Source organism: Halalkalicoccus sp. CGA53 (assembly GCF_036429475.1).
Classification (GTDB): domain Archaea; phylum Halobacteriota; class Halobacteria; order Halobacteriales; family Halalkalicoccaceae; genus Natronorarus; species Natronorarus salvus.
In genome coordinates, this window is the sequence record NZ_CP144125.1 from 1,236,906 (window position 1) to 1,259,732 (window position 22,827).

At 68.2% G+C, this 22,827-nt stretch carries 18 protein-coding genes; 5 read left to right on the forward strand and 13 right to left on the reverse strand.

What is annotated here, in order from left to right; translation table 11 throughout:
- Nucleotides 1–41 precede the first annotated feature (41 nt).
- The gene (locus V2L32_RS07715; protein ID WP_331235903.1) at nucleotides 42–2,681 is read right to left on the reverse strand and encodes a GcvT family protein; all 2,640 of its coding nucleotides are present in this window, start codon (nucleotides 2,679–2,681) and stop codon (nucleotides 42–44) included.
- Nucleotides 2,682–3,033: 352 nt separating this feature from the next.
- Here V2L32_RS07715 and V2L32_RS07720 point away from each other — a divergent pair, with 352 nt between their 5' ends.
- Nucleotides 3,034–3,414 carry a cupin domain-containing protein gene (locus V2L32_RS07720; RefSeq protein ID WP_331235904.1) on the forward strand — a complete coding sequence of 127 codons (381 nt, stop codon included), beginning with the start codon at nucleotides 3,034–3,036 and terminating at the stop codon, nucleotides 3,412–3,414.
- Nucleotides 3,401–4,735: an alpha/beta fold hydrolase gene (locus tag V2L32_RS07725; RefSeq protein ID WP_331235905.1), complete on the forward strand. Its 1,335-nt coding sequence runs from the start codon at nucleotides 3,401–3,403 to the stop codon at nucleotides 4,733–4,735. Before V2L32_RS07720 ends, V2L32_RS07725 begins: the two co-directional genes overlap by 14 nt.
- A 236-nt stretch (nucleotides 4,736–4,971) precedes the next feature.
- Here V2L32_RS07725 and V2L32_RS07730 read toward each other — a convergent pair whose 3' ends face one another.
- The 6 genes from V2L32_RS07730 to purH all read right to left on the reverse strand — a co-directional run bounded on the left by V2L32_RS07730 (nucleotide 4,972) and on the right by purH (nucleotide 14,467).
- Entirely contained in the window at nucleotides 4,972–5,835 is an 864-nt protein-coding gene (locus V2L32_RS07730; protein ID WP_331235906.1) for a methylenetetrahydrofolate reductase, read from the reverse strand.
- Nucleotides 5,836–5,928: 93 nt separating this feature from the next.
- Nucleotides 5,929–7,317 (reverse strand): aminomethyltransferase family protein, encoded by a 1,389-nt coding sequence (locus V2L32_RS07735; RefSeq protein WP_331235907.1) that lies wholly within the window; start codon nucleotides 7,315–7,317, stop codon nucleotides 5,929–5,931.
- 42 nt (nucleotides 7,318–7,359) lie between these two features.
- A complete protein-coding gene (gene ilvA, locus V2L32_RS07740; RefSeq protein WP_331235908.1) occupies nucleotides 7,360–8,595 on the reverse strand; it encodes a threonine ammonia-lyase in 1,236 nt (411 codons plus the stop codon).
- A gap of 18 nt (nucleotides 8,596–8,613) precedes the next feature.
- Nucleotides 8,614–11,106 (reverse strand): GcvT family protein, encoded by a 2,493-nt coding sequence (locus V2L32_RS07745; protein ID WP_331235909.1) that lies wholly within the window; start codon nucleotides 11,104–11,106, stop codon nucleotides 8,614–8,616.
- A gap of 44 nt (nucleotides 11,107–11,150) precedes the next feature.
- A complete protein-coding gene (locus V2L32_RS07750; protein ID WP_331235910.1) occupies nucleotides 11,151–11,957 on the reverse strand; it encodes an IclR family transcriptional regulator in 807 nt (268 codons plus the stop codon).
- A gap of 899 nt (nucleotides 11,958–12,856) precedes the next feature.
- Nucleotides 12,857–14,467 (reverse strand): bifunctional phosphoribosylaminoimidazolecarboxamide formyltransferase/IMP cyclohydrolase, encoded by a 1,611-nt coding sequence (gene purH, locus V2L32_RS07755; protein ID WP_331235911.1) that lies wholly within the window; start codon nucleotides 14,465–14,467, stop codon nucleotides 12,857–12,859.
- A 167-nt stretch (nucleotides 14,468–14,634) separates the two neighbouring features.
- On the opposite strand from purH, the gene purB reads away from it, so the two are divergent.
- From purB to V2L32_RS07770, 3 genes are read left to right on the forward strand one after another with little or no spacing between them, the layout of a single operon-like run.
- Nucleotides 14,635–16,023: an adenylosuccinate lyase gene (gene purB, locus V2L32_RS07760; RefSeq protein WP_331235912.1), complete on the forward strand. Its 1,389-nt coding sequence runs from the start codon at nucleotides 14,635–14,637 to the stop codon at nucleotides 16,021–16,023.
- Between the two features lie 55 nt (nucleotides 16,024–16,078).
- Nucleotides 16,079–17,005: an ABC transporter substrate-binding protein gene (locus V2L32_RS07765; protein WP_331235913.1), complete on the forward strand. Its 927-nt coding sequence runs from the start codon at nucleotides 16,079–16,081 to the stop codon at nucleotides 17,003–17,005.
- Nucleotides 17,006–17,009: 4 nt separating this feature from the next.
- The gene (locus tag V2L32_RS07770) at nucleotides 17,010–17,213 is read left to right on the forward strand and encodes a hypothetical protein (protein WP_331235914.1); all 204 of its coding nucleotides are present in this window, start codon (nucleotides 17,010–17,012) and stop codon (nucleotides 17,211–17,213) included.
- On the opposite strand, the gene V2L32_RS07775 is transcribed toward V2L32_RS07770, so the two are convergent.
- Genes V2L32_RS07775 through dapA form a run of 6 tightly spaced genes read right to left on the reverse strand, consistent with a single transcriptional unit; the run spans nucleotide 17,210 to nucleotide 22,826 of the window.
- Nucleotides 17,210–18,277, reverse strand: coding sequence for a M20 family metallopeptidase (locus V2L32_RS07775; RefSeq protein WP_331235915.1), 1,068 nt, complete (start codon nucleotides 18,275–18,277; stop codon nucleotides 17,210–17,212). The two genes, V2L32_RS07770 and V2L32_RS07775, sit on opposite strands and share 4 nt — an antisense overlap.
- The gene (dapF, locus tag V2L32_RS07780) at nucleotides 18,274–19,101 is read right to left on the reverse strand and encodes a diaminopimelate epimerase (RefSeq protein WP_331235916.1); all 828 of its coding nucleotides are present in this window, start codon (nucleotides 19,099–19,101) and stop codon (nucleotides 18,274–18,276) included. Before dapF ends, V2L32_RS07775 begins: the two co-directional genes overlap by 4 nt.
- Complete coding sequence (lysA, locus tag V2L32_RS07785) at nucleotides 19,092–20,333, reverse strand: diaminopimelate decarboxylase (RefSeq protein ID WP_331235917.1); 1,242 nt, start codon at nucleotides 20,331–20,333, stop codon at nucleotides 19,092–19,094. The genes dapF and lysA overlap by 10 nt, the downstream gene beginning before the upstream one ends.
- Nucleotides 20,330–21,166, reverse strand: coding sequence for a 2,3,4,5-tetrahydropyridine-2,6-dicarboxylate N-succinyltransferase (locus V2L32_RS07790; RefSeq protein WP_331235918.1), 837 nt, complete (start codon nucleotides 21,164–21,166; stop codon nucleotides 20,330–20,332). Before V2L32_RS07790 ends, lysA begins: the two co-directional genes overlap by 4 nt.
- Nucleotides 21,163–21,918, reverse strand: a complete 756-nt coding sequence (gene dapB, locus V2L32_RS07795) for a 4-hydroxy-tetrahydrodipicolinate reductase (RefSeq protein WP_331235919.1) — start codon at nucleotides 21,916–21,918, stop codon at nucleotides 21,163–21,165. Before dapB ends, V2L32_RS07790 begins: the two co-directional genes overlap by 4 nt.
- A complete protein-coding gene (dapA, locus tag V2L32_RS07800; protein ID WP_331235920.1) occupies nucleotides 21,915–22,826 on the reverse strand; it encodes a 4-hydroxy-tetrahydrodipicolinate synthase in 912 nt (303 codons plus the stop codon). The genes dapB and dapA overlap by 4 nt, the downstream gene beginning before the upstream one ends.
- Nucleotide 22,827 lies beyond the last annotated feature (1 nt).

Sequence of the window (22,827 nt, forward strand, 5' to 3'; positions counted from 1 at the left end):
ACCATTCACCCGCCCGTGTTAAGAAAGTATTCGTTGGTCGACTACGCGAGCACTCGCTCGCGCTCGGGGTCGTACAGTGGCTCTTCGCGCACCGTCGCGGCGTACCGCTCGCCCTCGTAGAGGATCTCTACCTGCGTACCCGGCTCCGCGTACTCCGGCGGGAGGTAGGCGTAAGCGACGCAGGCACCCACGGCGTAGCCGTACTCCGCGCTGTGGACGTAGCCGAGTACGTCCTCGCTATCGTGCGGCGGAGCCGCACTGTCCGCGGGATTCCGTCCCGCGCTATCCAGTACCGGCCGGTGGGCGAACACCACCGAATCCTCGTCGTCGAGCGTGAGACACGCGACCTCGTGGCGTCTGTCGTCGTCCTCTCTCGCCGCGGCGACGGCCTCCTTCCCGATGAACTCCGTGTCGAGATCGACCGCGAAGCCGAGGCCCGCCTCGTACGGGTCGTGCTCGGTGTGGAGGTCCTCGCCCCAGAGCCGGAAGCCCTTCTCGATGCGCAGCGCGTTCAGCGCGCCGTTGCCGAACGGCCGCAGGTCGTGGTCCTGACCCGCCTCCCAGAGGTGCCCCCAGAGCGTTTCTCCGTACTCGGTCGGGGTGTAGAGCTCCCAACCGAGCTCGCCGGGGTACGAGACGCGAAGCGCCCGCACGGGCACGTTCTTCACGAACAGCTCCTGGCTCGTGAAGTACCGAAAGCCCTCGTTCGAGAGGTCCGCGTCGGTGACCTCCGAGAGCACGTCCCGGGCGTTCGGCCCCGTGAGGACGAACGCGGCGAGGTTCGAGGTGACGTCCCGGACGAAGACGCCCTCGGGCGCCTGCTCCTTGATCCACGCGAGGTGGTTCCGGCCGACCTCCCGCCCCGTCGTCAGGATCAGGTACCGGTCGTCGTCCGTTCGCGTGACGGTGATGTCCGCGCGCACCCCGCCCGCCTCGTTGCACATGAGCGTGTAACGGACCTGACCGACGTCGATCTCCATGTCGTTCGTACAGAGGTGCTGGAGGAACTCCTCGGAACCGGCGCCCGCCACCTCCATCTTGTTGAACGAGGTCATGTCGTGGAGGCCGACCTCGTTCCTGACGTGGAGTGCCTCCGCCCCCTCGATCGGCGAGTAGTACCGCCCCTCCCAGCCCTCGCGATCGGGAATCCGCTCGCCGTATCGTTCGAGGAGGTCCTCGTTCGAGTCGAACCAGTGGGCCTCCTCCCAGCCCGCGTCGGCCCACAGCTCCGCGTCGAGCTCCTTCAGGGTGTGATAGACCGAGCTCCGGCGGATGTTCCGCTGGAAGTCCGTCCAGACCCACTTCGGGTGGACGACGTTGTAGACGATGCGGTACTGCTCGCCACCGACGTCGCGGGCGAACTCCCAGCTCCCCTCGTGGGGCTGGAACCTGTTGACGTCGCAGTGAGCGAGGTCGATCGGGCCGTCGTCGAGCCGTGGGACGCCCTCTTCCATCCACTCCGCGATGGCCCGGCCTGCGCCGCCCGCGTGGGTGATCCAGATCGCCGCGGCGGTCCAGAGCCCCGGGATCTCCTGGACCTCGCCCATCACGGGTAACCCGTTCGGTGACTCCGCGAACATCCCGTTGTAGGCGTGTTCGAGCTCCTTTCCCTTCGTGGCGGGCAGCAGTTCGTCGCTCGCCGCTCTCGGAGCCTTGTCCGGTCGGTCGGGATGGGTCGCCTCGTCGAGGTGGCGTTCGGTGAAGTCGTGTACGGAGGCCTGGTTACCGTCGGGGTCGTTCCCGCCGAGTTCCCTCGGGTCCGGGACGATCGGCTCGTGGTTGTACGAGCCGATGCCGTAGGAGTCGCCGTGGGTCCGGAAGTACATCGCGTGGTCCTGGTCGCGGAGGATCGGTCGATCCGGCGCGGTGAGCAGTCGATCCGCCTTCTCGCCGGAGACCTCGCGGTAGTTCGCGTAGACCGGATCCGAGGCGACGTCCTGGCCGTCGGCGAGTTCCTCGAGGGGTTCGGTCATCGTGTACTGGTGTTCGACCGGCGTCACCGGCAGGTGGACGCCCACCGCGTCGCCCAGCTGGCGCGCCCAGATGTTCGTCGCGATCAGTACCTCCTCGCAGGCGATGGTGCCGTTTTCGGTCACGACGCCGGCCACGCCGTCGCTATCGGTCTCGATGTCTACGACGGGGGTGTGTGGGACGAACGTCGCCCCGCGGTCCATCGCCTCGCGGGCGAGCGCCGCACACGCCCGCACGCCCGACGCCTGGCCGTCCGTCGGCGAGTAGTAGCCGCCCTGGATCACGTCGGGGTTCACGAGCGGGAGGTGTTCGGTGACCTCCTCCGGCGTCAGCAGCTGTGGGTCCGGTACCCCCCACGCGCTCGCGTGTTCGACCCGGCGCTGGAGGTACTCCATCCGCTCGTCCGTTCGGCCGACCTCGATGCCGCCGACCTCGTTGTAGATCTCTCCCCCCTCGGCGTCGCGCAGCCCGGAGTAGAGCTCTCGACTGTAGCAGGCGAACTTCGAGAGCACCTTCTCCTCGGCGGTTTGGAACATGATCCCCGGCGCGTGCGTCGAGGAGCCGCCGGTCGTCGGCAGCGGCCCCCGGTCGACGACGACGACGTCCTCGCGTCCCATCCCGGTCAGGTGGTACGCAGCGCTGCAGCCGACGATCCCCGCGCCGACGACGACGGTTCCCGCCTCGGCTGGCGGGCTAGTCTCGGATGACATGACGTGCTACACCGTTCCGATCACATTCGCAAATAGCTTCCGCCATATCGACGGCCCGCCAGTCCCCGGTTTCGGGGCCAACGCGGCGCGGCCGGCCGCCGGAGATCCGCTCGCAGCGAGTAGATATCCCCGACAGAAAGCGAAAGGAGCGAACGACAGCTCCGTCGCGACGAACATATCGACCCCAGAATGGCGACCTCTCTCTACAGGGCATTCGCTCGAATCGGCCACGTCCGCGACTAAATTCCAAACCAATGAACAGTTCGCCCACACGCTGCGATTCGGTCAGAGGCCGCACAAACTTCACCAAATGCCTACAATGGCTGGTTCGTCCTATTCGACTCTCGTTACGATGGCGAGAGAATCCGTGACGGCCGGCAACGCGATACGGGCAACGCCACTCGTCTCGATGGACGAGACGTTCGAAAAGGCGACAGTCGAAGGAGCGGAGCTAGACGGCGTGACGTTCTACCGGATTACCGTCGATCCGGGATGGGTGTGGTCCGACCACTACGGATCCGTGATCGGAGCAGAGAGCTGTCCGGAGCGACACCGTCTGTTCATGCTCTCCGGGGAGATGACGGTCGAGATGGACGACGGCACCCGGGAAACGCTTCGAGAGGGCGACGTCTCGGTGATAGCGCCGGGACACGACGCGTGGACGGAGGGAGACGAGCGAGCCGTGTTCCTCGATATCGACCCGGGACGAGGCGGACACGATGAGCAGCGATAAACGGAGGACCGAGGACCGGAGCGGCTCCGTCGTTTCGCCGGACGGCACCGAGATAGTGTACTGGACCAGCGGCACGGGACCGCCGCTCGTCCTCGCCCACGGCAGCGGGGTGAGCGATCACCGACGATGGGAGATCGCCGGGGTTCGCCCCGCGCTGGCGGAACACGTGACAGTGTACGCCCTCGACCGCCGTGGTCGGGGCGAGAGCGGCGATAGCCCCGAGTACTCGCTGGAGAAGGAGGTAGCGGACGTAGTGGGCGTCGTCGAGGCGGTCGGCGAACCGGTCGCGTTGCTCGGCCACTCCTACGGGGCGACTATCGCACTCGAGGCGTCCCTTCTGACCGACGGTATCGCCAGACTCGTGCTCTACGAACCGGGGATCGCCGTCGGCGATCACGAGCTCGCCCCTCCGGAGGTCGTCGCCGAACTGAACGACCTCCTGGAGGAGGGGGAGAACGAGGAGGCGCTCCTGCTCTTCTGCCGGGTGATCGCGGGTCTCACGCCGGAGGAGATCGACGTCTTCCGATCGGACCCGAGCTGGCGGGACCGGGTCGATGGTGCGCACACCCTGCCCCGGGAGGAACAGGCGATAGCGGACCTCGAACTCCGGCCCGCCCGGTTCGCGGGGATGACCACACCGACCCTCCTGTTGTCCGGCGGGGAGAGCCCCCGGGCGTACCAGGATGCGACGGCCGTGGTGCACGGAGCGCTCGCGAACAGTCGGATCGTCACCTTCGAGGGCCATCACCACGTGGCGATGCAGACCGCCCCGGAGCGGTTCGTCGAGGAGGTACTCGCGTTCGTCCGCGAGACGAGCGGACACCACACGGAGGGGAAATCCACGACGACGGAGACGTACGACACCGAATCGGAGGCCGACCCGAAACGGGTCGTCGATCGCTGGTTCGCCGAGTTCTGGGGCGAGTTGAACCCCGATATCGTCGACGAACTCGCCGCGGAGGATATCCTGTTTCACTACACGCTCGTCGGCGAGGTCCGTGGGCGCGAAGCGGTGAAAGCGCGCATCGTCGGGTTCGCGGAGCTCTTTCCGGACGGGGGCTTCGAACTGACTCACGAACCGATCGCCGAGGGCGAGTGGGTCGTCGCCCGCTGGGAGGGTGGGGGCACGCACACCGGCCCCGCGTGGGAGCTGTCGGTCGGCACCCTCCCGGCGAACTCCGGCAGGACGGCTCACTACACCGGTACGACGGTCTACCGCGTCCGCGACGGTACCATCGCCGAGGAGCACGGACAGGCGGACTACATCGCGGCGATGCAACAGCTCGGTCTCGTCCCGGGAGGCGACGAGGCGACGGACTGAGAGGGATCATCGTAGGAGTTCGTACTTCCTCGATTCGAATCGAACGACACCGATGAGACGTGTGCCCGAGAGGTCCGGGTGGCTACGACGATCCCTCTGAGAACTACAACCGCTGGGTCGACCCACGGCGGTGAGTGCAGCGACGTCCCTCGCTCCCGTCGGTGGCCGCTCTGCGGGATCGGCCTGCCGGACCGTGGTTCGGTGGTCGCCGCCCGTAGACGACGCCGGACCTCGCCCTACAGCCGATCGTCGAGCGCGCGCTCGCGCCAGGATTCGGTGTCCGGCACCTGGTTGAAGGTGTAGATGTGGACGCCCCGGATGTCGTAGCTCGGATCGTTGACGTACGGGGCGAGCCCCTCGATCAGTTCGTCGGGCGTGTAGACGCCGCGTGAGCCGATCAGCTGCTTGACGAAGCCGACCACGCCGGTCGTCTTCTTCAGGAACTCGATCGAGTCGCCGACGCCGACCTTCTGGGAGATCCCGATGAGCCGCTGGTAGCTCAGCACGCCCGGAATGCCCACCTCGACCGGGAGCTCGATCCCTCGGTCGCGGATCTCGCCGACCCACTCGATCACCGCGTCGGGATCGTAACAGAGCTGCGTGACGATGTACGTCGCGTGGGGTTCCTTCTTCGCCATCGACTCCGCGAGCGTCTCCTCGGAGAGGAACGCGTGGCCCTCGGGATAGCCCGTGATACCGATCTCCTCGAACGGGTGCTCGAGCTCGTCGAGCGCCACGAGCAGCTCGTAAGCCGACTCGAACTCGCCGACGGGCTCCTCGCGGTCACCGCCGGGAACGAAAAGGTCCGTGACGCCGGCCTCCGCGAGCAGCTCGACGATCTCAGCGAGGTGCTCCCGATCTCTGACGTAGCGCGCGGCGACGTGCGGGACGATCTCGTACCCCGCTGCCGCACCCTTCACGGTCCACTCGAGCGTCGCGTCGAGGCCGAGCGTGGGCGAGGTGGTGATCGCGATCGTCGCCCCGTCCGGCAGGTGGTCCATCTGCTCGCCGAAACTGTCGAACGGCATCAGCTCGAAGCGCGGCGCCGTGAGCAGCATCGGGACCCCCTCGTCCATCGCCGAATCGGATCCGAGTGCCATCCCGTCAGCCTCCTGCGGCGGTGTCGGGGAGTCGGTGCGAGCGGGCGAGCGCTACCCCCTCTTCGGTCTCTCGGACCCGGACACCACCGCGGCTCACTCGCCGGCCTCCTCGCGTGCGTGGAGTTTCGCCTGCTCGCGCGCGCTCGGGTTCACCGAGGGCTTGAACGGCACCTTCGAGACCGTCGCGTAGACCGGCTCGCCCGGCTCCTCGGCGTACTCGTCGGGGAGGTGGACCTCGAACTCGACGTCCGCGTCGACGTCGTAGACGCTGTCGTCGAGCGGGACGTCGAGGCCCTCGAGTTTTTCCGCGGGGACGAACGCCAGCGCGAGGTTCGTCTCGAGTTCGGGGTTGTACCACGGCGAGGTGACGTAGCCACACTCCTCGCCCGTCTCGGGGTCGGAGACGAGCCAGAAGTCGGGCGCGTAGTCGCGGATCGGCTCGCCCGCCATCTTCAGCCCCACCATCTTGTGGTTGAACGGGTAGTCGCCCGCCTCGATCCGCTCCTGCTGGCGTTCGAGTTCCTCCTTGCCGACGTACTCTCCCTCCTTTTTCGAGGGGACCTGGTAGCCGAGGTTCACCTGGAACGGCGAGGTCTCGTGGTCCATGTCCTGGCCCCACGAAAGGATGCCCGCGGCGATCCGGCGGTGGTGGGCGGGCGCGACCTGCATCCCGCCGTGCTCGACGACCGACTCGTGGACCGGGTCCCAGACGCGTTCGGCGTTCTTACTCGCCTCTCTGACGTAGATCTCGAAACCCTTCTCGCCGGAGAAGCCCGTCTGGCTCACCAGACAGGAGACGCCGTCGATCTCCGCCTCCATCAGCCCGTAGTAGGGTATCTCCTCGACCTCCTCGCCGACCACGTCGACCATCACGTCGACCGACTTCGGCCCCTGGATCTGCATCGGCGCGACGTCGATCTCGTCGATCTCGACGTCGAAGTCCATCCCGACGTTCACACCCTGGAGCCACTGCATGAGCGTCGAATCGGAGATCGAGAACCAGAACTCGTCCTCGGCCGGTCGGAGCAGGACGGGGTCGTTCAGGATCCCGCCGTCCTCGTTACAGAGGATGACGTACTTGCCTTTCATCGCGTCGATCGCGGTCGCGTCGCGCGTGATGACGTAATCCGTGAGCGCCTCCGCGTCCGGCCCCTTCACACGGATCTGGCGCTCGACGGCGACGTCCCAGATCGTCACGTGGTTGACGAGCGCGTCGTACTCGGCCATCATCCCGCCCTCCTCGGGTTTCAGCATCCCGCGGGGGTGGTAGACGCGGTTGTAGACGGTCGCACGCCACGCGCCGTTCTCGACGAACGACTTGTGGAAGAAGGGCGACTTCCGGACCCGCGTCGAGACGAGCATCTCGATGCCCGGATCGCCGGACTGGCGCAGGTTCCTGGGCAGCACCCGGTCCGACTGGTCGACGCTCGGGTAGTTCGGGTGCGACTGCTCCTCTATCGACGGCGGCTCGCTGTTCGCCATGCCAGAGCTTCTCTGTGTCCCCCCAAAAGTGTTCTGCTACCCTCACCGCCGGTTGATGATCGTCGCCTCGTAGCCCTGATCCTCGATCGCGCGCGTGATCTCCCGAGAGTGGCCCGACCCGCTCGTGATCACGCTGAAGACGAGGTACGCCTCCCCGACGGCGAGGTCCTCGACCGCCCGGTCGTGGCGCACCCAGCGAATGTTCGCGTCGTGCTCGGCGATGATCCCCGAGATGTCGGCCATCCGTCCGGGGGCGTCGGTGATCTTCACCCGGAGGTGGAGTAGCTGCTCGCGGTCGGTCATCGCGTGGATCAGCACCGTCTGGAGCATCGGCATGTCGAGGTTGCCACCACAGAGAAGCGGCATCACCGTCTCGCCCGAGACGTCGAGGTCGTCGGAGAGCAGCGCCGCGACGCTCGCCGCACCCGCACCCTCGACCAGCTGTTTCGCCCGTTCGAGCAACAGCAGGATCGCCCGGGCGATCTCGTCGTCGCTCACGGTGAGCACCTCGTCGACGTGGCGCTTGATCACCGAGAGGGTGAGTTCGGAGACCCCGCCGGTCGCGATGCCGTCGGCGATCGTCCCGACCGTGTCGAGCGTCTGTGGCGTGCCCTTCTTCAGGCTCTCGGGCACCGTCGCCGCCTCCTCGGCCTGCACCCCCACGATCCGGGTCTCCGGGCTCAGTTCGGCGAACGCGGTCGCGATCCCCGAGATGAGCCCGCCGCCGCCGATCGGGACGATCACCGTGTCGACCTCGGGGAGGTCCTCCGCCATCTCGACGCCGAGCGTTCCCTGCCCGGCGACGATCGCCGGGTCGTCGTAGGCGTGGACGAAGGTCGCCTCCCCGTCCTCCTCGGCGAGCCCCTTCGCGTGGGCCATCGCCGCCTGAAAGTCCCGCCCCTCGAGTTCGACCGTCGCGCCGTAGCCACGGGTGGCGTCGATCTTCGTCTGCGGGGCTGCTCTCGGCATCACGATCGTCGACTCGACGCCGCGTTTCGTCGCCGCGAGTGCCACACCCTGGGCGTGGTTGCCCGCGCTCGCCGCGATGACGCGTTCGACCCCGCCCTCTTCCTCACACTTCCTGATCTTGTTGTACGCCCCGCGGGTCTTGAACGAGCCCGTCCACTGGAGGTGTTCCATCTTCAGGAACACGTCGGCACCGACCATCGCCGAGAGCGAGGTGCTCTCCTCGACCGGCGTCCGCTTGACGACGCTCTCGTCGTCGAGGCGCTCCAGTGCCGCCTCGATCTCCGCGAATCCGAACTCCGTTTCTGTCATGGCCGACCCTCACGCCGCCTACCGAAGAATCTTCTCCCGCCCGGGGTCGAACAGTGGCTCGCTCGCGACCGTCGCGCCGTACCGCTCGCCCTCGTAGGCGATCTCCAGACCGGCCCCCTCCTCCGCGTACCCGGTCGGGAGGTAGCCGTAGGCGATCCCGGCGTCGACGCTGTAGCCGTAGTCCGCCGCGTTCACGTAGCCCACCAGCTCCTCGCCGTCGTAGATCGGCTTGCCCGAGTCGACGACTTTTCCCGACTCGTCGAGCGTGAGCGGCGTGAGTTCTCTCCCAGGATCGCCACCCTCCTCGAGCGCCGCTTTCCCCACGAACTCGGTCCCCGTGTCGACTGCGAAGCCCATCCCGGCCTCGTACGGGTCGTACTCCGGGGTGACGTCGGTACCCCAGAGCCGGTACCCCTTCTCCAGACGGAGCGAGCCGAGGAACGCACCGTTGCCGAGTGGAACCATTCCGTGTTCCTCTCCCGACTCCCAGACGAGGTCCCAGAGCCGCCCGCCGTACTCCGTGGGCGCGTAGAGCTCCCAGCCGAGTTCGCCGACGTAGGAGACCCGGAGCGCCGTCACCGGGACCGAGTCGACGTAGAACTCCTTCGCGCGGAAGTAGCCGAACGCCTCGTGCGAGAGGTCCTCGTCGGTCAACGGCTGGAGCACCTCGCGCGCCTTCGGCCCCCAGACGCCGAGCCCACACTGATCGGAGACGTGCGGGTCGATCGAGACCTCCCCCGATGCCTGCTCGCGGATCCACCGCGTGTGCTCGGTCGCCGACGAGCCGCCGCCGGTCGTCGCGACGAACCGATCCTCGCCCAGCCGCGTGATCGCCATGTCCGCGAGCACCCCGCCCGCCTCGTCGAGCATTGGCGCGTAGCGTACCTGGCCGACGTCGACGTCCATGTCGTTGGTGAACACGCGTTGTACGACCGCGAGGCTGTCCGGTCCCGTGATCTCGATGCCGGTATATCTGGAGAGGTCGTAGATCCCGACGCGGTCGCGCACCGCCTGGTGTTCGGCGCCCTGGATCGGCGACCACTCCTTCGCGAGCCAGCCCGAGCGTTCGGGCACGTCGTACTCGCTCAACAGGCCCTCGTTCGTCTCGAACCACTGGGGCACCTCCCAGCCGCCCGATTCGACGAACTCAGCGCCGAGTTCCGCCTGCCGGTCGTAGAAGGGGCTCCGGCGCAGCCCGCGCTGGTTCACCGGCTGCCCGCGCGGGTGGATCAGTTGGTAGACCTCCTGGTACTGCTGGCCGCCGCGCGCCCGCGAGAACGCCCGGCTGCCGGAGTGGGGCTGGAACCGCGAGATATGCGCACCGCTCGCGTCGAGCCGTTCGCCGTCGAGCTTCGGGACGCCCTCGTCCATCCACGACGCGATCACGTTCCCCGCACCGCCCGACTGCGTGACCCAGATGGCGAGCGCCCACCAGAGTCCCTCCGTCTCCTCGCTCTCGCCGAGGATCGGCATCCCGTCGGGGGTGAACGAGAACATCCCGTTGAACGCGCGGTCGAACTCACAGTCCGAGAGGGCTGGAATCAGCTCGCTGGCGGCGTCGTACGCCGACCGGTCGATGTCGGGGTGGGTCGGCTCGGTGAAGTGGCGTTCGGTGAACTCCCGGATCGAGGGCATCTCCTCGGCTTCTTCCGGCGCGGCGATGTCCTCCGGCGGTACCAGGAGCGGTTCGTGGTTGTACGATCCGACGCCGTAGGAGTCGCGATGCTGGCGGAAGTAGAGCGCGTAGTCCTGGTGTCTGAGGATCGGCTCCTCGAGTTCGGCCTCCGCGCCCGCGAGTTCCGAGAGCGGCTCGCTCACGAGATACTGGTGGGCGCAGGGCACCAACGGAACGTCGAAGTCGACCATCTCACCGAGCAGCGGCCCCCAGATGTTCGTCGCCACCAGTACCTCCTCGCACTCGATCCGACCCCGATCGGTGACGACCGCCGAGACCTCACCACCCTCCGTCTCGATGTCGGTGACCGTCGTGTGGCCGTGGAACTCCGCTGCACCCGTGTCCATCGCGGCCCGCGCCATCGTCTCGGAGACGTCGACCGCGTGGGCCTTGCCGTCCGTGGGGACGTAGTAGCCGCCGTGGATCACGGACTCGTCGACGAGCGCGAGCCGCTCGCCGACCTCCTCCGGCGAGAGCAGTTCGCCGTCCTCGATGCCGAAGGAGACGCCGTACTCTCGCTTCCGTTTGAGGTACTCCCAGCGTTCGGGGGTGTAGGCCACCTCGATGCCGCCACAGGGCTCGTACCCCTCCAGATCGGTGTAGAGCTCCTGCGTGTAGCGCGCGAGCCGGGTCATCAGCCGGTTCTCGGTGGTCTGGAAGACCAGCCCGGGGGCGTGCGAGGTCGACCCGCCCGTCTCGAACAGCGGACCCTGGTCCACGACGACGATCCCCTCGCGGCCGCGCTCTGCGAGGTGGTAGGCGGCCGAACAGCCGACACAGCCCGCCCCGACCACGACCGTCTCGGCGCGCTCGGGAAGGGCGCTCTCTGTGCTCATGTCCCAACTCGTTCCGACCTCGACATAAGCCTCACGGTGACGTCTCACACACCGGGCCCGGCCTCGGCGATGGCCCGCTCCAGCGCCTCGCCGGCCTCGCGGATCAGCGGTGCGGCGCGCTCTTCGAACTCCGCCGCGGTCTGTCGGTAGGTCGGGACGGACATCGAGAGCCCGCCGACGACCGTGTCGTCGGGTTCGCGGACCGCGACACCGATCGAGCGCAACCCCTCGGCGTACTCCTCGTCGGTGATGGCGTAGCCCCGCTCGCGGATCTCCTCCAGGTCGGTGGCGAGCGCCGCCTCGGTCGTGATCGTCCGGTCGGTTCGCTCGGGGAGCCCCCACCGATCGAGGACGTCGCGAACGCGTTCGGGCGGGTACGCCGCGAGGATCGCCTTCCCGCCACCGACGCAGTGCATGTGGTAGTACGTCCCCGACCGCGAGAGCGCGTCGGTCCCGCGGACGAGGTCGTCACGGTAGGGGTTCGAGGGGTGGTAGGACTCGTGGATCGTGATCGCCCGCCCGTCGTTCTCGACGACGAAGTCGACCTCCTCGCTGGTCCGCTCGGCGAGATCGCGGACCGCCTCGCCGGCGAGGCGGTAGGCCGGCTTCCGGAGTCGTGCGTACTCGCCCCGGTGGTGGAACTTCAGCCCGACATGGTAGCGTTCTCCCTCCTTCGCGAGGTAGCCGCGGCGCGTGAGCGTCGCGAGGTGTTTGAACGCGGTGCTCCGGGCGAGGCCGACCTCCTCGGTAACGGTCGCGAGCGTCGCCCCCTCCAGACGCTGGATCACCGCCACGATCTCGAGCGACCGCTCGGTCGTCGTTACCCCCGACCGCGGCTCGTCTCGTGTCATGGCTCCGAGGAAGGTCAGCGAGGACTAAATAGTTCGGGTATTTCGAACAGTCGCCCCCATCCGGTCGATCGCCTCCGGCCGTCCGGACGGGAGGACGGTACCCTGTTACACGGTAGCATCGTTGTGACGAAAACTAGATTCCCGATTCGGCCTGTTCGAACACGTCCGAGCCCCTCTCCGCCCGCTACGCACGACCTCTCACCCTGGTATCACCACGAATTACAGCAGTACGAGTGTCACAGAACGGTCCCTCGACGCGCTCGCCGAGCAATACTTGCCGCCGCGTCCGATTCGGTATATCGAAACAGTTCTGCTGGGCACGAGGTAGACGTGACCCGACCCCTTAGAGGATATCAAAAGTAATACCCCACTTCCCTCGTTATCTACTGAAATCGCTGGAACCGGTGCAGAGCGACTTTCCGTCCCTCTATGGGAAGCCCCTGTACTGATAGTTCCGATGAGTGGAGACCGGACACTACCTCTCACTATCGTCCTGCTTTCGTCTTTTACGGGTTCTGGACGTCTTCGGACCGTCCCTTCCCCCGGGATCAGTAAACGAGTAATTAGTAGTAGGAAGAGAGACGTCTCCGGAGCGTTCTCCGTGTCGAAAGCCGCTGGACGAAGGCGTCGCGATCCATCCGGATTCGACTCGCCTGCGCTCGCGGTCAGTCACGAACCTCGCGCCACACCCCGCTGTGGAACGGCTGCCGGTGAGCCGTGCCGAGGAACGCTGGGGCTACTCCCGTCACTCCTTCGCTTCCGCTCAGTCGTGCCGAAAACACCGGACGCGAGCGAAGCGAGCGTTCGAGCTTCAGGCACGATTTCACTGCCGTTTAATCGTGCCTGAAACACCGCGAGAGTCAGGCTCTCGCGAGCTTCCGTCACTCCCTCGCTCGCGCTCAGTCGTGACGGAAACACCGACTTCCGGTGAACGCCATCGCCATTCCTTCCCCGTCGGCGGCCGCGACGACGTCCTCGTCGTTCACCGACCCCCCCGGCTGGACGACGGCCTCGACGCCCGCCTCCGCGGCGACCTCGACCCCGTCCGGAAAGGGGAAGAAAGCGTCCGAGGCCATCACCGAACCCGCCGGACCCTTTCCCTCGGCGTGTTCCTCGGCCTTCATCGTCGCGAGTCTGACCGCGTCGACCCGGCTCACCTGCCCCATCCCGATCCCGACCGTCTCGGTCCCTTCGGCGAGGACGATGGCGTTCGACTTCACGTGTTTCACCACGCTCCAGGCGAAACACATCGTCTCTCGCTCCTCGTCGGTCGGCTCGCGATCGGTGACGACCTCCAGGTCCTCGGAGGCGACCCGTTGCCCGTCGCGCTCCTGGACGAGCCGACCGCCCGCGAGCGGTTTCTCCGCGAGAGGGCTCTCCCCGTCGTCGTACGGCTCGAACTCCCCCACGTCGAGTACGCGGAGGTTCTCCGTCTCGCGGAGCACCTCGAGCGCGTCGTCGGTGTACCCCGGCGCGACGACGACCTCCTTGAACGAGTCGGTGATCGCCGCCGCGGTCTCGCGGTCGCACTCGCGGTTCAGCGCGACGATACCCCCGAACGCGCTCATCGGATCGGTCGAGAGCGCCCGATCGTACGCCTCGGCGACTCGGTCGCCGAGCGCACAGCCTGCGGGATTTGCGTGTTTGATCACCGCGGCCGCCGGTGCGTCGAACTCCCGGATCAGCGAGAGCGCGGCGTCGGCGTCGTTGTAGTTGTTGTACGAGAGCGCCTTCGCTCCCTCGTTCAACTGCTCGGCTCCGACCACGCTCGGGCCGTCCGAGCGCTCGGCGTAGAGCGCCGCCTCCTGGTGTGGGTTCTCCCCGTAGCGCAGGTCGGCCGCACGGTCACCCGAGAGCAACCGACGAGCCGGGAACCTCCCCCCGCGATCGCCGTCGATCCGCACCCCGTCCGAACCGACCTCGACGCGGCCCTCCGCGAACCACCGCACCGCACGCGGGTACGCCCGAAACTCGCCCTCGTACAGCACGCGATGTTTCAGCCCCTCCTCGGTGTCGTCCTCGTACACCGGAACCGGCTCCTGGGTGACGATCGGTCCCGAATCGACCTTCGCGTGGTCGATCTCGCCCTCCGAATCCGTCGCGTCTGTGACGACGTGGACCGTACAGCCCGTCACCCGCACGCTGGCGTCGAGCACCTGCCGATGAGCGTCGGCACCCGGAAACGCCGGAAGGAGCGACGGATGGACGTTGAGGGTCGTCGGTACCTCCGAGAGGAACTCGTCGGTGAGGATGCGCATGTAGCCGTCGAGACAGACCAGATCGAACCCGTAGGCCGAGAGCGCGTCGACCACCCGGCGTTCGTGCTCGCGGCGGGACTCGCCCTCGCCCTGGACCACCGTCTCGGTCGGAATCGATCGCTCGGCCGCGCTCTCTACGATCGGCGCGTCCTTCCGGTTCGTGAGGAGGACGGCCAGCTCGGCGTCGGTCGTCTCCACGAGGTTCAGCAGGTTTCGACCCCGATTGCTCGCCAGACCGGCGATCCGTGTCATGCTGGAGTCCGGGCGCGCTGCCTCGAAAATCGTTGTGGTCTCGTCGTCCCCGTTGTACATGTCCGTGTATCGAATCCGCGTAGCACAGCCTCGGAACCCCTCGTTCTGTGCGGGGATACGATTCGGACACCGACACGACTTTGCCTCGACTCGCTGTAGCCTCGCCCATGACCGACGCCCGCCGCGCGCTCGACGCGGTCTCCCCGCTCGACGGCCGGTACGCGACGAAGACGGAGCGGCTCGTTCCCTACGCGAGCGAGGCCGCGCTGATGCGCGCCCGTACCCGGGTCGAAGTCGAGTACCTCCTCGCGCTCTCCGAGCTCCCGGAGACCCCGTTCTCGGTCCCCGAGAGCGACCGTGAACGGTTCAGGGCGATCTACGGGGGCTTCGACGATGCCGACGCCGACCTGGTGAAACGGATCGAGGTCTCCGGGACGGAGCGCTACGACGCGACCAACCACGACGTGAAGGCGGTCGAGTACTTCCTGCGCGAGCGACTGGGGGAGGAACTGCACCCGTGGATCCACTTCGGGCTGACCAGCGAGGACGTGAACAACCTCGCCCACCGACTGCTCCTCCGGGCTGCGGTCGAGGACGTCCTCCTCCCGTCGCTCTCCCGGGTTCGATCGGACCTCCGCTCACTCGCGACCGAACACCGCGACGTCCCGATGCTCGCGCACACCCACGGACAGCCCGCCACACCGACCACCTTCGGCAAGGAGATGGCCGTCTACGTCTCTCGACTCGATCGAGCGATCGAGTCGATCGAGTCGAGCGTCGAGGGACTCTCCGGAAAGCTCGCGGGCGCGTCGGGCGTCTACGCGGCACACGTCGCCGCATACCCCGATGTCGACTGGCGGGCGTTCTCGGAGGGGTTCGTCACCGACCTCGGCCTTCGATATACGCCGCTCGCGACGCAGGTCAACCCCTGTGACGACCTGGCACACCTGTTCGACGCCCTCCGACGGGCGAACTCCGTCCTGCTCGACCTCGATCGAGACGTCTGGGAGTACGTCTCCCGGCGCTACCTCGGCCAGCGTGCCGAAGCGGGAGAAACCGGCAGTTCGACGATGCCGCACAAGGTGAACCCGATCGACTTCGAGAACAGCGAGGGTAACCTCTCGAAGGCGAACTCGGATCTCGTCTTCCTCGCGGACTACGTCACCACCTCGCGGCTCCAGCGCGACCTCTCGGACTCGACGGTGAAGCGAACGATCGGCTCCACACTCGCACACTGCCTGATCGGCTACGAGAAAGCGGGCACCGGTCTCTCGACGATCGTCCCGAACGAGGCGGTGATGGCCGAGGACCTCGAGCGAAACCCCGAGGTGCTCGGCGAGGCGATCCAGACGATCCTCCGCCGGGAGGGTCACGCCGACGCCTACGAACGGGTGAAAGCGCTCACGAGGGGCCGACGCGTCTCGCTCCCGGAGCTTCGCGACGCGATCGGGGAGATGGACGTCGGTCCCGCGGTCCGGGGCGAACTCCTCTCGCTCGCGCCGGAGGGCTACGTCGGGCTGGCGAGCGAACTCGTGGACGAGGTGGCCGACCGGTAGCCCGGCGAACCGGGACCGCCGAGGGGGTTTTCGTGGTGGCGCTCTCCACTCCTGCATGAACGTCGTCTCGACCTCGCCGTCCGGTACGGAGATCCTCTGTGCGCTCGGCGTCGAACCGGTCGCGGTCTCTCACTCCTGTGACTACCCGCCACGAGTGCGCGACCTCCCCGTGATCGACCGATCGCGAGTCGACGGTGGATCGAGCGGCGAGCGTCACCGCCGGACGATCGAGGTGAGCGCCGACGGCCACGTCTACGAGATTGACCTCGAGACACTCGAAGCAGTCGAGCCCGACCTGGTCGTGAGCCAGGAGGTCTGTGGCGTCTGTGCGGTCGATACCACGTTGATCGAGGAGGTCCTCACCGAGACCGAGATCGGTCCGGAGGTCGTCGGGATGCACGCCGACCGGTTCGAGGACCTCTTCTCCTGCATCCGGGAGGTGAGTGTGGCCGTCGACCGGGAGGACGAGGCCGAGGAGCTGATCGGCGTGCTCCGCGAACGGGCCGAGCGGATCGAGGCCGAGACTGCGGAGCTCGACTCCCCGCGCGTCGTGGTCGTGGAGTGGATGGACCCGCTCGTCGTCGCTGGCCGGTGGGTGCCCGATCTCGTCTCGATCGCCGGCGGCGAGTACGGCCTCGCTATGCCGGGAGAGAGCGCGGCGAAGCCCTCCTGGGAGGCCTTCCGCGAGTACGACCCCGAGGTGATCGTCGTCACGCCGTGTGGCTACTCCGTTCGTGAGACGGTCGCGAAACGCGAGGAACTGTTCGCCCGCGAGGGGTGGGAGGAAGTGAGTGCAGTGCGGTCCGGGGACGTCTACGCGATGGACGGCGCGAGCTACCTCACGCGGTGGACGCCCCGTCTGGTTGACGCGCTGGAGCGTCTCGTCTGCCTCCTCCACCCGGACACCTTCGGCGAGCCGCCGCGGGACGTCGTCGCGCTCCGTGACACTCTTGCTACCGGCCCTCGTACTGGCGACCGGTGACCTGATGGCAACCGAGAAAGACCGACTACCGAGCGATGGGACGATGCGGATCGTCGGCATCGCGCTCCTGCTCGTCGGGACGGTACTGCTCGTCGGCCTGCTCCCCTCCGTCGGGGTGACGCCGACGATGATCGCCGGGATCGCCGTGCTCGCGCTCGCGGTCGGTACGCTGCTCGTGAGCATCAGCCGGTCGGAGCGGGCGGTTTAGTAGGAAGAGAGCGCCTCGGTCAGGACGGAGGCCGCCCGCTCGACGTCCGCGGTCCGGACGTACTCGCGCGGTCCGTGAGCGACCGCACCTTCCTCGTCGGCGAGCACGCCGGGCCCGAAGACGACCGTCGGTGCGGCCGACGCGAAGTACGACGCTTCGGTCGCCGCCCCGAACGCCCGTGGCGAGCGAGCGCCGGCGTCGACCAGCGCCCCGACGACGCGCGCGTCGGGATCGGTCTCGAACGCCTCGAGGAACGGCGTCTCCCGGTCGGCGTGGCGGTACTCGGCGTGGAGGTCGAGCCCCCGAAAGTGCTCGTTGAGCGCCCGCGCGAACCCCTCCTGCGTCTCGGGGGGAACGCTCCGGCGGTCGACCGCGAGTCGGCACTCCGCGGGGACCTGGTTCGTCGCCTCCCCCCCGTCGATCGTCGTCGGGGTGAGCGTCGGCGCGCCCAGCTGGGGGTGTTCGGGCGGCTCATCCGGTCGCTCCGTGAACGACTCCAGCGCGTCGACCACCCGTGCCGCGATCCGGATGGCGTTCTCGCCCGCCCCGGGTTCGGCCGCGTGGGCGTTCGTCCCGGTACAGGTGATCGTCCCCTGGAACCGCCCCTTCGCCGCGGTGCAGACCGCGAGATCCGTCGGCTCCCCCACGATCACGCAGTCGGCCCGTTCCGGAAGATCCCCGTCCACGAGCGCCGCCGCACCGATCGAGTGGACCTCCTCGTCGGGCGTTACCGCGAGCGTCACGGTTCCACGGGGATCGCTCTCGAAGAACGCTGCCAGCATCGCGGCGAGCGGCCCCTTCGCGTCACAGGAGCCCCGGCCCCGGATCACGCCCTCCTCCCGTGCGTAGGGGACGTGCGGTGGGACCGTGTCGACGTGTGTGTTGAGAACGACGTGCGGTGAGCCGTCCCCGCGCGTCGCGAGCACGTTTCCCGCCTCGTCGACGTCGGGATCGACTCCCCCATCGGAAAGCGTCTCGCACAGCAGTTCCCGTATTCCGTCGACCGACTCGTGTGAGGGCTCTCTCACCGCGCGTTCGAGGAACGCGATCGGGTCTGCGCTCATTCCACCGCCGTCCCCGTATCCGGAACGGGACACTCGACGCGCCCGTCGTACGTCACGGGGCCGCGGAGCGTCGCCTCGCCGTCCTCGTCCACGGTGACGACGAGGTCGCCGCCGGGAGGCGAGACCGTCGCCCGCGTCTCGTCACTCAGTCCGAGCCGGCGGGCGACCGCGAGCACCGCGACCGCGCCGGTCCCGCAGGCGAGGGTCTCGCCCTCGACACCGCGCTCGAACGTCCGCTGGTAGAACCTCTTCCCACTCCCCGCGGCGAGCGTGACGTTCGCCCCCTCGGGGAAGACCTCGCTGTGTCTGATCGGTGGCGCCATCTCCTCGAGATCGACCGCCTCCACGTCCTCGACGAAGGTCACGGCGTGCGGGACGCCGGTGTTCACCGCCGTCACCTCGTACCCCTCGACCTCCTCCGCGACCAGCGGCTCCTCGCGCGCCAGTGGAACGCTCTCCGGATCGAAGCGTACCTCGCCCATCCCGATCTCGGCGTCGTCGTCGCCCACGGTCGTCGGCCGAACCCCCGCGGGCGTCTCGATCAGGATCTCTTCACCTGACTCGAGTCCGAGCCGATCGGCCGTCCAGGCCGCGACACACCGCGCGCCGTTGCCGCACATCTCCGCCGTGCCGCCGTCGGGCTGGTAGAGCGCCATCTCCACCCGTGGCGGGTCGCCGTCGTGCGGCTCGAGGACGAGCACGCCGTCGACGCCCTCGCGCTCGCAGTTCTCGACCGCGAACGCGCTCCACGGTGCGGAGAGATCGGCGCTCGCGACGAGGAAGGCGTTGCCAGCACCGTGGTACCGATCGAGGCTTAGAGCCACGACACCTCACGCTCCAGCCTGGTCACGTCCGTCGTCGTCTCCCGCCGACGGTCGATAGCCCCTTCGGAGCCGTCGATCGCCACGGTCGCGGGCCGCGGCCGGGAGTTGTACTGACTCGCCATCTCGTAGCCGTACGCACCGGCGTTACCGATCGCGAGCAGGTCGCCACGCTCCGGTCTCGGGAGGTCGCGACCCTCGCCGAGGACATCCGCGCTCTCGCAGATCGGGCCCGTCACGGTCGCCGAGACCGTCTCGCGTGCCTCCGCGTCGGGCGCGAGGCTGGCGATCTCGTGGTAGGCGTCGTAGAGGGCGGGCCGGGCGAGCGTCGTCATCCCGGCGTCGACACCGACAATCACCTCTCCCTCGATGGGTTTCACCGTGTTCACGCGGGTGAGGAGGACGCCCGCGTCCGCGACGAGATACCGGCCCGGTTCGACGACGAGCGTCGCGTCCACTTCGCCGAGCGCCTCCCTCGTGGCCTCCGCGACGGCCGCCAGGTCGATCGGTTCCTCGCTCTCTCGGTATGGCACGCCGAACCCGCCGCCGACGTCGACGAACTCCAGCTCGACGGGAACCGATCGGGCGAGCTCGCCCATCCGCGAGACGAGTTCGCGGTGACTCTCGAGCTCCTCGCCGGAGACGCCGCTGCCGACGTGGGCGTGCAGGCCGACGACGTCGAACCCACGTTCGGCGGCGTCCGCGACGACCGCCTCCGCCCGGTCGTAGGGCACGCCGAACTTCGCGTCCGCGCCCGTCCTGACCTTCTCGTGGTGGCCCGCGCCGATGCCGGGGTTCACCCGGACGCAGATCCGCCCCCAGTAGCCCCGTTCGTCCAGCCGGTCGACCGTGTCCCGTGCACCCACCGTGATCGTGAACGCCGGGTCGCGCCGGCCGGTCGCGATGGCGAGGTCGAGGTCCTCCTCGGGCGGGTTCACCGCCGTGTACTGCACCTGTTCGGGGGGGAAGCCCGCGTCGAGCGCGCGCTCGACCTCGCCGGCGGATGCACACTCGACGCCCGCGCCGCAGGCTTCGAGCGTTCTGAGTACCGTCCACGCGGTGTTCGCCTTCGCGGCGTAGTGGACCTCGGCATCCGAAAACGCCGAGGCGAACCGGTCGTAGTTCTCGCGCACCCGCTCTAGATCCTGGACGTAGAGCGGGGTCCCGTTCGTGTTCGCGAGCCCGGTCAGCCGGGAGGTGTCCCAGTCGGCGAGCCGTCTCACTCGCTGGCTCACGATCGCAACGCCTCCTCGCGCTCGGTCGCCTCCACCGTGCTCGCCTCGATGTCGAGGGCGACTACGGCCGGCTTGTACGCCCCGCCCGGAAAGAGGTCGTGCTCGCCGAGCGAGGATTCGACGAACCGGGTGAACGCACGGCGTTCCGGGGGGAGTTCCCCGTAGACGACCTCCTCCTCCACGAGGTCGTAGATCGGGATTCGGGGGGTGAGCAGCGTGTTCTCCGCGACGACGCTTCCCTCGCCGACGACGAAGCCGCTCGTGACCCGACAGCCCGCACCCAGCGAGACTCCGTCTTCGACGACGACGGGGGTCCCCTCGACCGGTTCGAGCACGCCGCCGATCAGCGTGTTCGCCCCGATCTTGACGTTCTCGCCGATCTGTGCACACGAGCCGACCGTGTCACAGGAGTCGACGAGCGTCCCGTCGCCGACGTGTGCCCCGACGTTGACGAACGCAGGACTCATCAGTATCGCGTCCCCGCCGACGTACGCTCCCCGCCGGATGACGGTGCCGTCGGGCGTGTTTCTCGTACCGCGCTCGGCCAGGTCGTCCGTTCTCCGGAGCGGGAGCACGTCGTAGTAGGTGACGCCGCCGTACTCCCTGGGTTCGGTCGCGGAGAGCCCGAACGTGAGCAGTATCCCTCGCTTCACCCACTCGTTTGCCTCCCACTCGTCACCGCGCTTCTCGGCGGCCCGGATCTCGCCGGTTTCGAGCGCGTCGAGGAACGTCTCGATCGTCGCGCGCTCGTCCGCCCCCGTGTCGGCCGCCGTGAGCCCCTCCTCCGAGCGCTCCCACAGCGCCTCGACCTCCGCCTCGAGTGTCCCGCTCATACCGATTCGTCCGTCATCACGTCGGAAAAATCATACCATCCCGGCGAACGCGACGCGAGCCAGGTCGCCGCGTCGAGCGCGCCCTCGGCGAACACCCGCCGGCTCTCCGCGCGGTGGGTGAGCCGAAGCTCCTCGCCGCCGCCCGCGAGCAACACCTCGTGTTCGCCGGTGATCGTTCCCGCGCGCCGGGCGTGGACGCCCACCTCCCCCACGTTTCGTGGAGACTCGCCCTCGCGGCCGTGGACTCGCCCGCTCGTCTCGCGCGCCGATTCGATCCCCTCCAGTACCCTCTTCGCGGTGCCGCTCGGCGCGTCGCGCTTTCGGTTGTGGTGGGTCTCGGTGAGTTCGATATCGTACTCCGGGAGCGTCGCCGCCGCCTCGCGCACGAGCGCCGAGAGGACGTGGACGCCCCGGGAGAAGTTCGCCGCCTTGAGCACCGGAACCGACTCACTGGCCGCTCGCAGCCGCTTTTCCTGTTCCTCGTCGAAGCCGGTCGTCCCGATCACGCAGGGGATCCCGATCTCGGCACAGGTCTCGACGTAGCCGACGCCGGAGGCCGGGCCGCTGAAGTCGACGAGGACGTCCCCGCCCCGTTCGGCGAACAGGTCGGGGAGCTGCGCAGCGAGCGCTCCGGGTCGCTCCGCGGTCCCGCTCACACCCCAGTTCGTCTCGCAGTCCTCGCGACCCTCGGCGACCTCGCGGACCGCGGTCCCCATCGCACCGTCCATGCCCGTCGGGACGACCTCGATCATCCGACCACCGGCTCCGGCGCCGGGGCGTCCGCCAGGTCGGAGAGCACCGATTCGAGCCGCTCCCTCGTCGCCTCCGTCGGCCGGGTGAGCGGCAGTCGGAGGTCGGGGCGGCAGTGTCCGCGCATCGCCATCGCCTCCTTCACCGGAATGGGGTTCGACTCGTCGAACAGCGCGCGCATCACGGGTCCGAGTTCGTGGTGCCACTCGCGGGCGCGCTCGTAGTCGCCCGCGAGCGCCGCGCCGACCATCGCGCAGGTCCGCTCGGGTTCGACGTTCGCACAGACGCTGATCGTGCCGCGTCCGCCGATCGAGAGCACCGGCAGGGTGAGCGCGTCGTCACCGGAGAGCACCGAGAAGGACTCCTCGCGTGTGCGCTCGACCACCTCGCCGATCAGCCCGAGGTCGCCGCTGGCGGCCTTGTAGCCGACGACGTTCTCGTGTTCTGCGAGACGGACGGTGCTCTCGACGTCGATCGACCGGCCCGTCCGCCCGGGGACGTTGTAGACGATCTGTGGCAGGTCGACCCTATCGGCGACCGCGAGGTAGTGCGCCTCCATGCCCTCGGGTTCCGGGCGGTTGTAGTACGGCGAGATGAGGAGGAATCCGTCCGCGCCGGCGTCGGCCGAGCGTTCGGAGAGCTCGAGCGCCTCGCGCGTGTTGTTGCTCCCGCTGCCGGCGATGACGGGGACGTCCTCTACCGCATCGACGACCGTCTCGACGACCTCGACGTGTTCGTCGTGGCTGAGCGTCGCCGACTCGCCGGTCGAGCCGACCGGTACGAGGCCGTCGACGCCCGCGCGTTCGAGGCGCTGGGCGTCCGCCCGGAGTGATTCGTGGTCGATGCGTCCGTCTTCCGTGAAGGGCGTCACCATAGCGGGGTAGACGCCCTCGAACGTGGGGTGTGTCATT

What these genes read in the sequence shown, in the direction of transcription:
- V2L32_RS07715 (WP_331235903.1), bottom strand. Translation starts at nt 2,681, where the DNA reads ATGTCATCCGAGACTAGCCCGCCAGCCGAGGCGGGAACCGTCGTCGTC.
- V2L32_RS07720 (WP_331235904.1), top strand. Translation starts at nt 3,034, where the DNA reads ATGGCGAGAGAATCCGTGACGGCCGGCAACGCGATACGGGCAACGCCA.
- V2L32_RS07725 (WP_331235905.1), top strand. Translation starts at nt 3,401, where the DNA reads ATGAGCAGCGATAAACGGAGGACCGAGGACCGGAGCGGCTCCGTCGTT.
- V2L32_RS07730 (WP_331235906.1), bottom strand. Translation starts at nt 5,835, where the DNA reads ATGGCACTCGGATCCGATTCGGCGATGGACGAGGGGGTCCCGATGCTG.
- V2L32_RS07735 (WP_331235907.1), bottom strand. Translation starts at nt 7,317, where the DNA reads ATGGCGAACAGCGAGCCGCCGTCGATAGAGGAGCAGTCGCACCCGAAC.
- ilvA (WP_331235908.1), bottom strand. Translation starts at nt 8,595, where the DNA reads ATGACAGAAACGGAGTTCGGATTCGCGGAGATCGAGGCGGCACTGGAG.
- V2L32_RS07745 (WP_331235909.1), bottom strand. Translation starts at nt 11,106, where the DNA reads ATGAGCACAGAGAGCGCCCTTCCCGAGCGCGCCGAGACGGTCGTGGTC.
- V2L32_RS07750 (WP_331235910.1), bottom strand. Translation starts at nt 11,957, where the DNA reads ATGACACGAGACGAGCCGCGGTCGGGGGTAACGACGACCGAGCGGTCG.
- purH (WP_331235911.1), bottom strand. Translation starts at nt 14,467, where the DNA reads ATGACACGGATCGCCGGTCTGGCGAGCAATCGGGGTCGAAACCTGCTG.
- purB (WP_331235912.1), top strand. Translation starts at nt 14,635, where the DNA reads ATGACCGACGCCCGCCGCGCGCTCGACGCGGTCTCCCCGCTCGACGGC.
- V2L32_RS07765 (WP_331235913.1), top strand. Translation starts at nt 16,079, where the DNA reads ATGAACGTCGTCTCGACCTCGCCGTCCGGTACGGAGATCCTCTGTGCG.
- V2L32_RS07770 (WP_331235914.1), top strand. Translation starts at nt 17,010, where the DNA reads ATGGCAACCGAGAAAGACCGACTACCGAGCGATGGGACGATGCGGATC.
- V2L32_RS07775 (WP_331235915.1), bottom strand. Translation starts at nt 18,277, where the DNA reads ATGAGCGCAGACCCGATCGCGTTCCTCGAACGCGCGGTGAGAGAGCCC.
- V2L32_RS07790 (WP_331235918.1), bottom strand. Translation starts at nt 21,166, where the DNA reads ATGAGCGGGACACTCGAGGCGGAGGTCGAGGCGCTGTGGGAGCGCTCG.
- dapB (WP_331235919.1), bottom strand. Translation starts at nt 21,918, where the DNA reads ATGATCGAGGTCGTCCCGACGGGCATGGACGGTGCGATGGGGACCGCG.
- dapA (WP_331235920.1), bottom strand. Translation starts at nt 22,826, where the DNA reads ATGACACACCCCACGTTCGAGGGCGTCTACCCCGCTATGGTGACGCCC.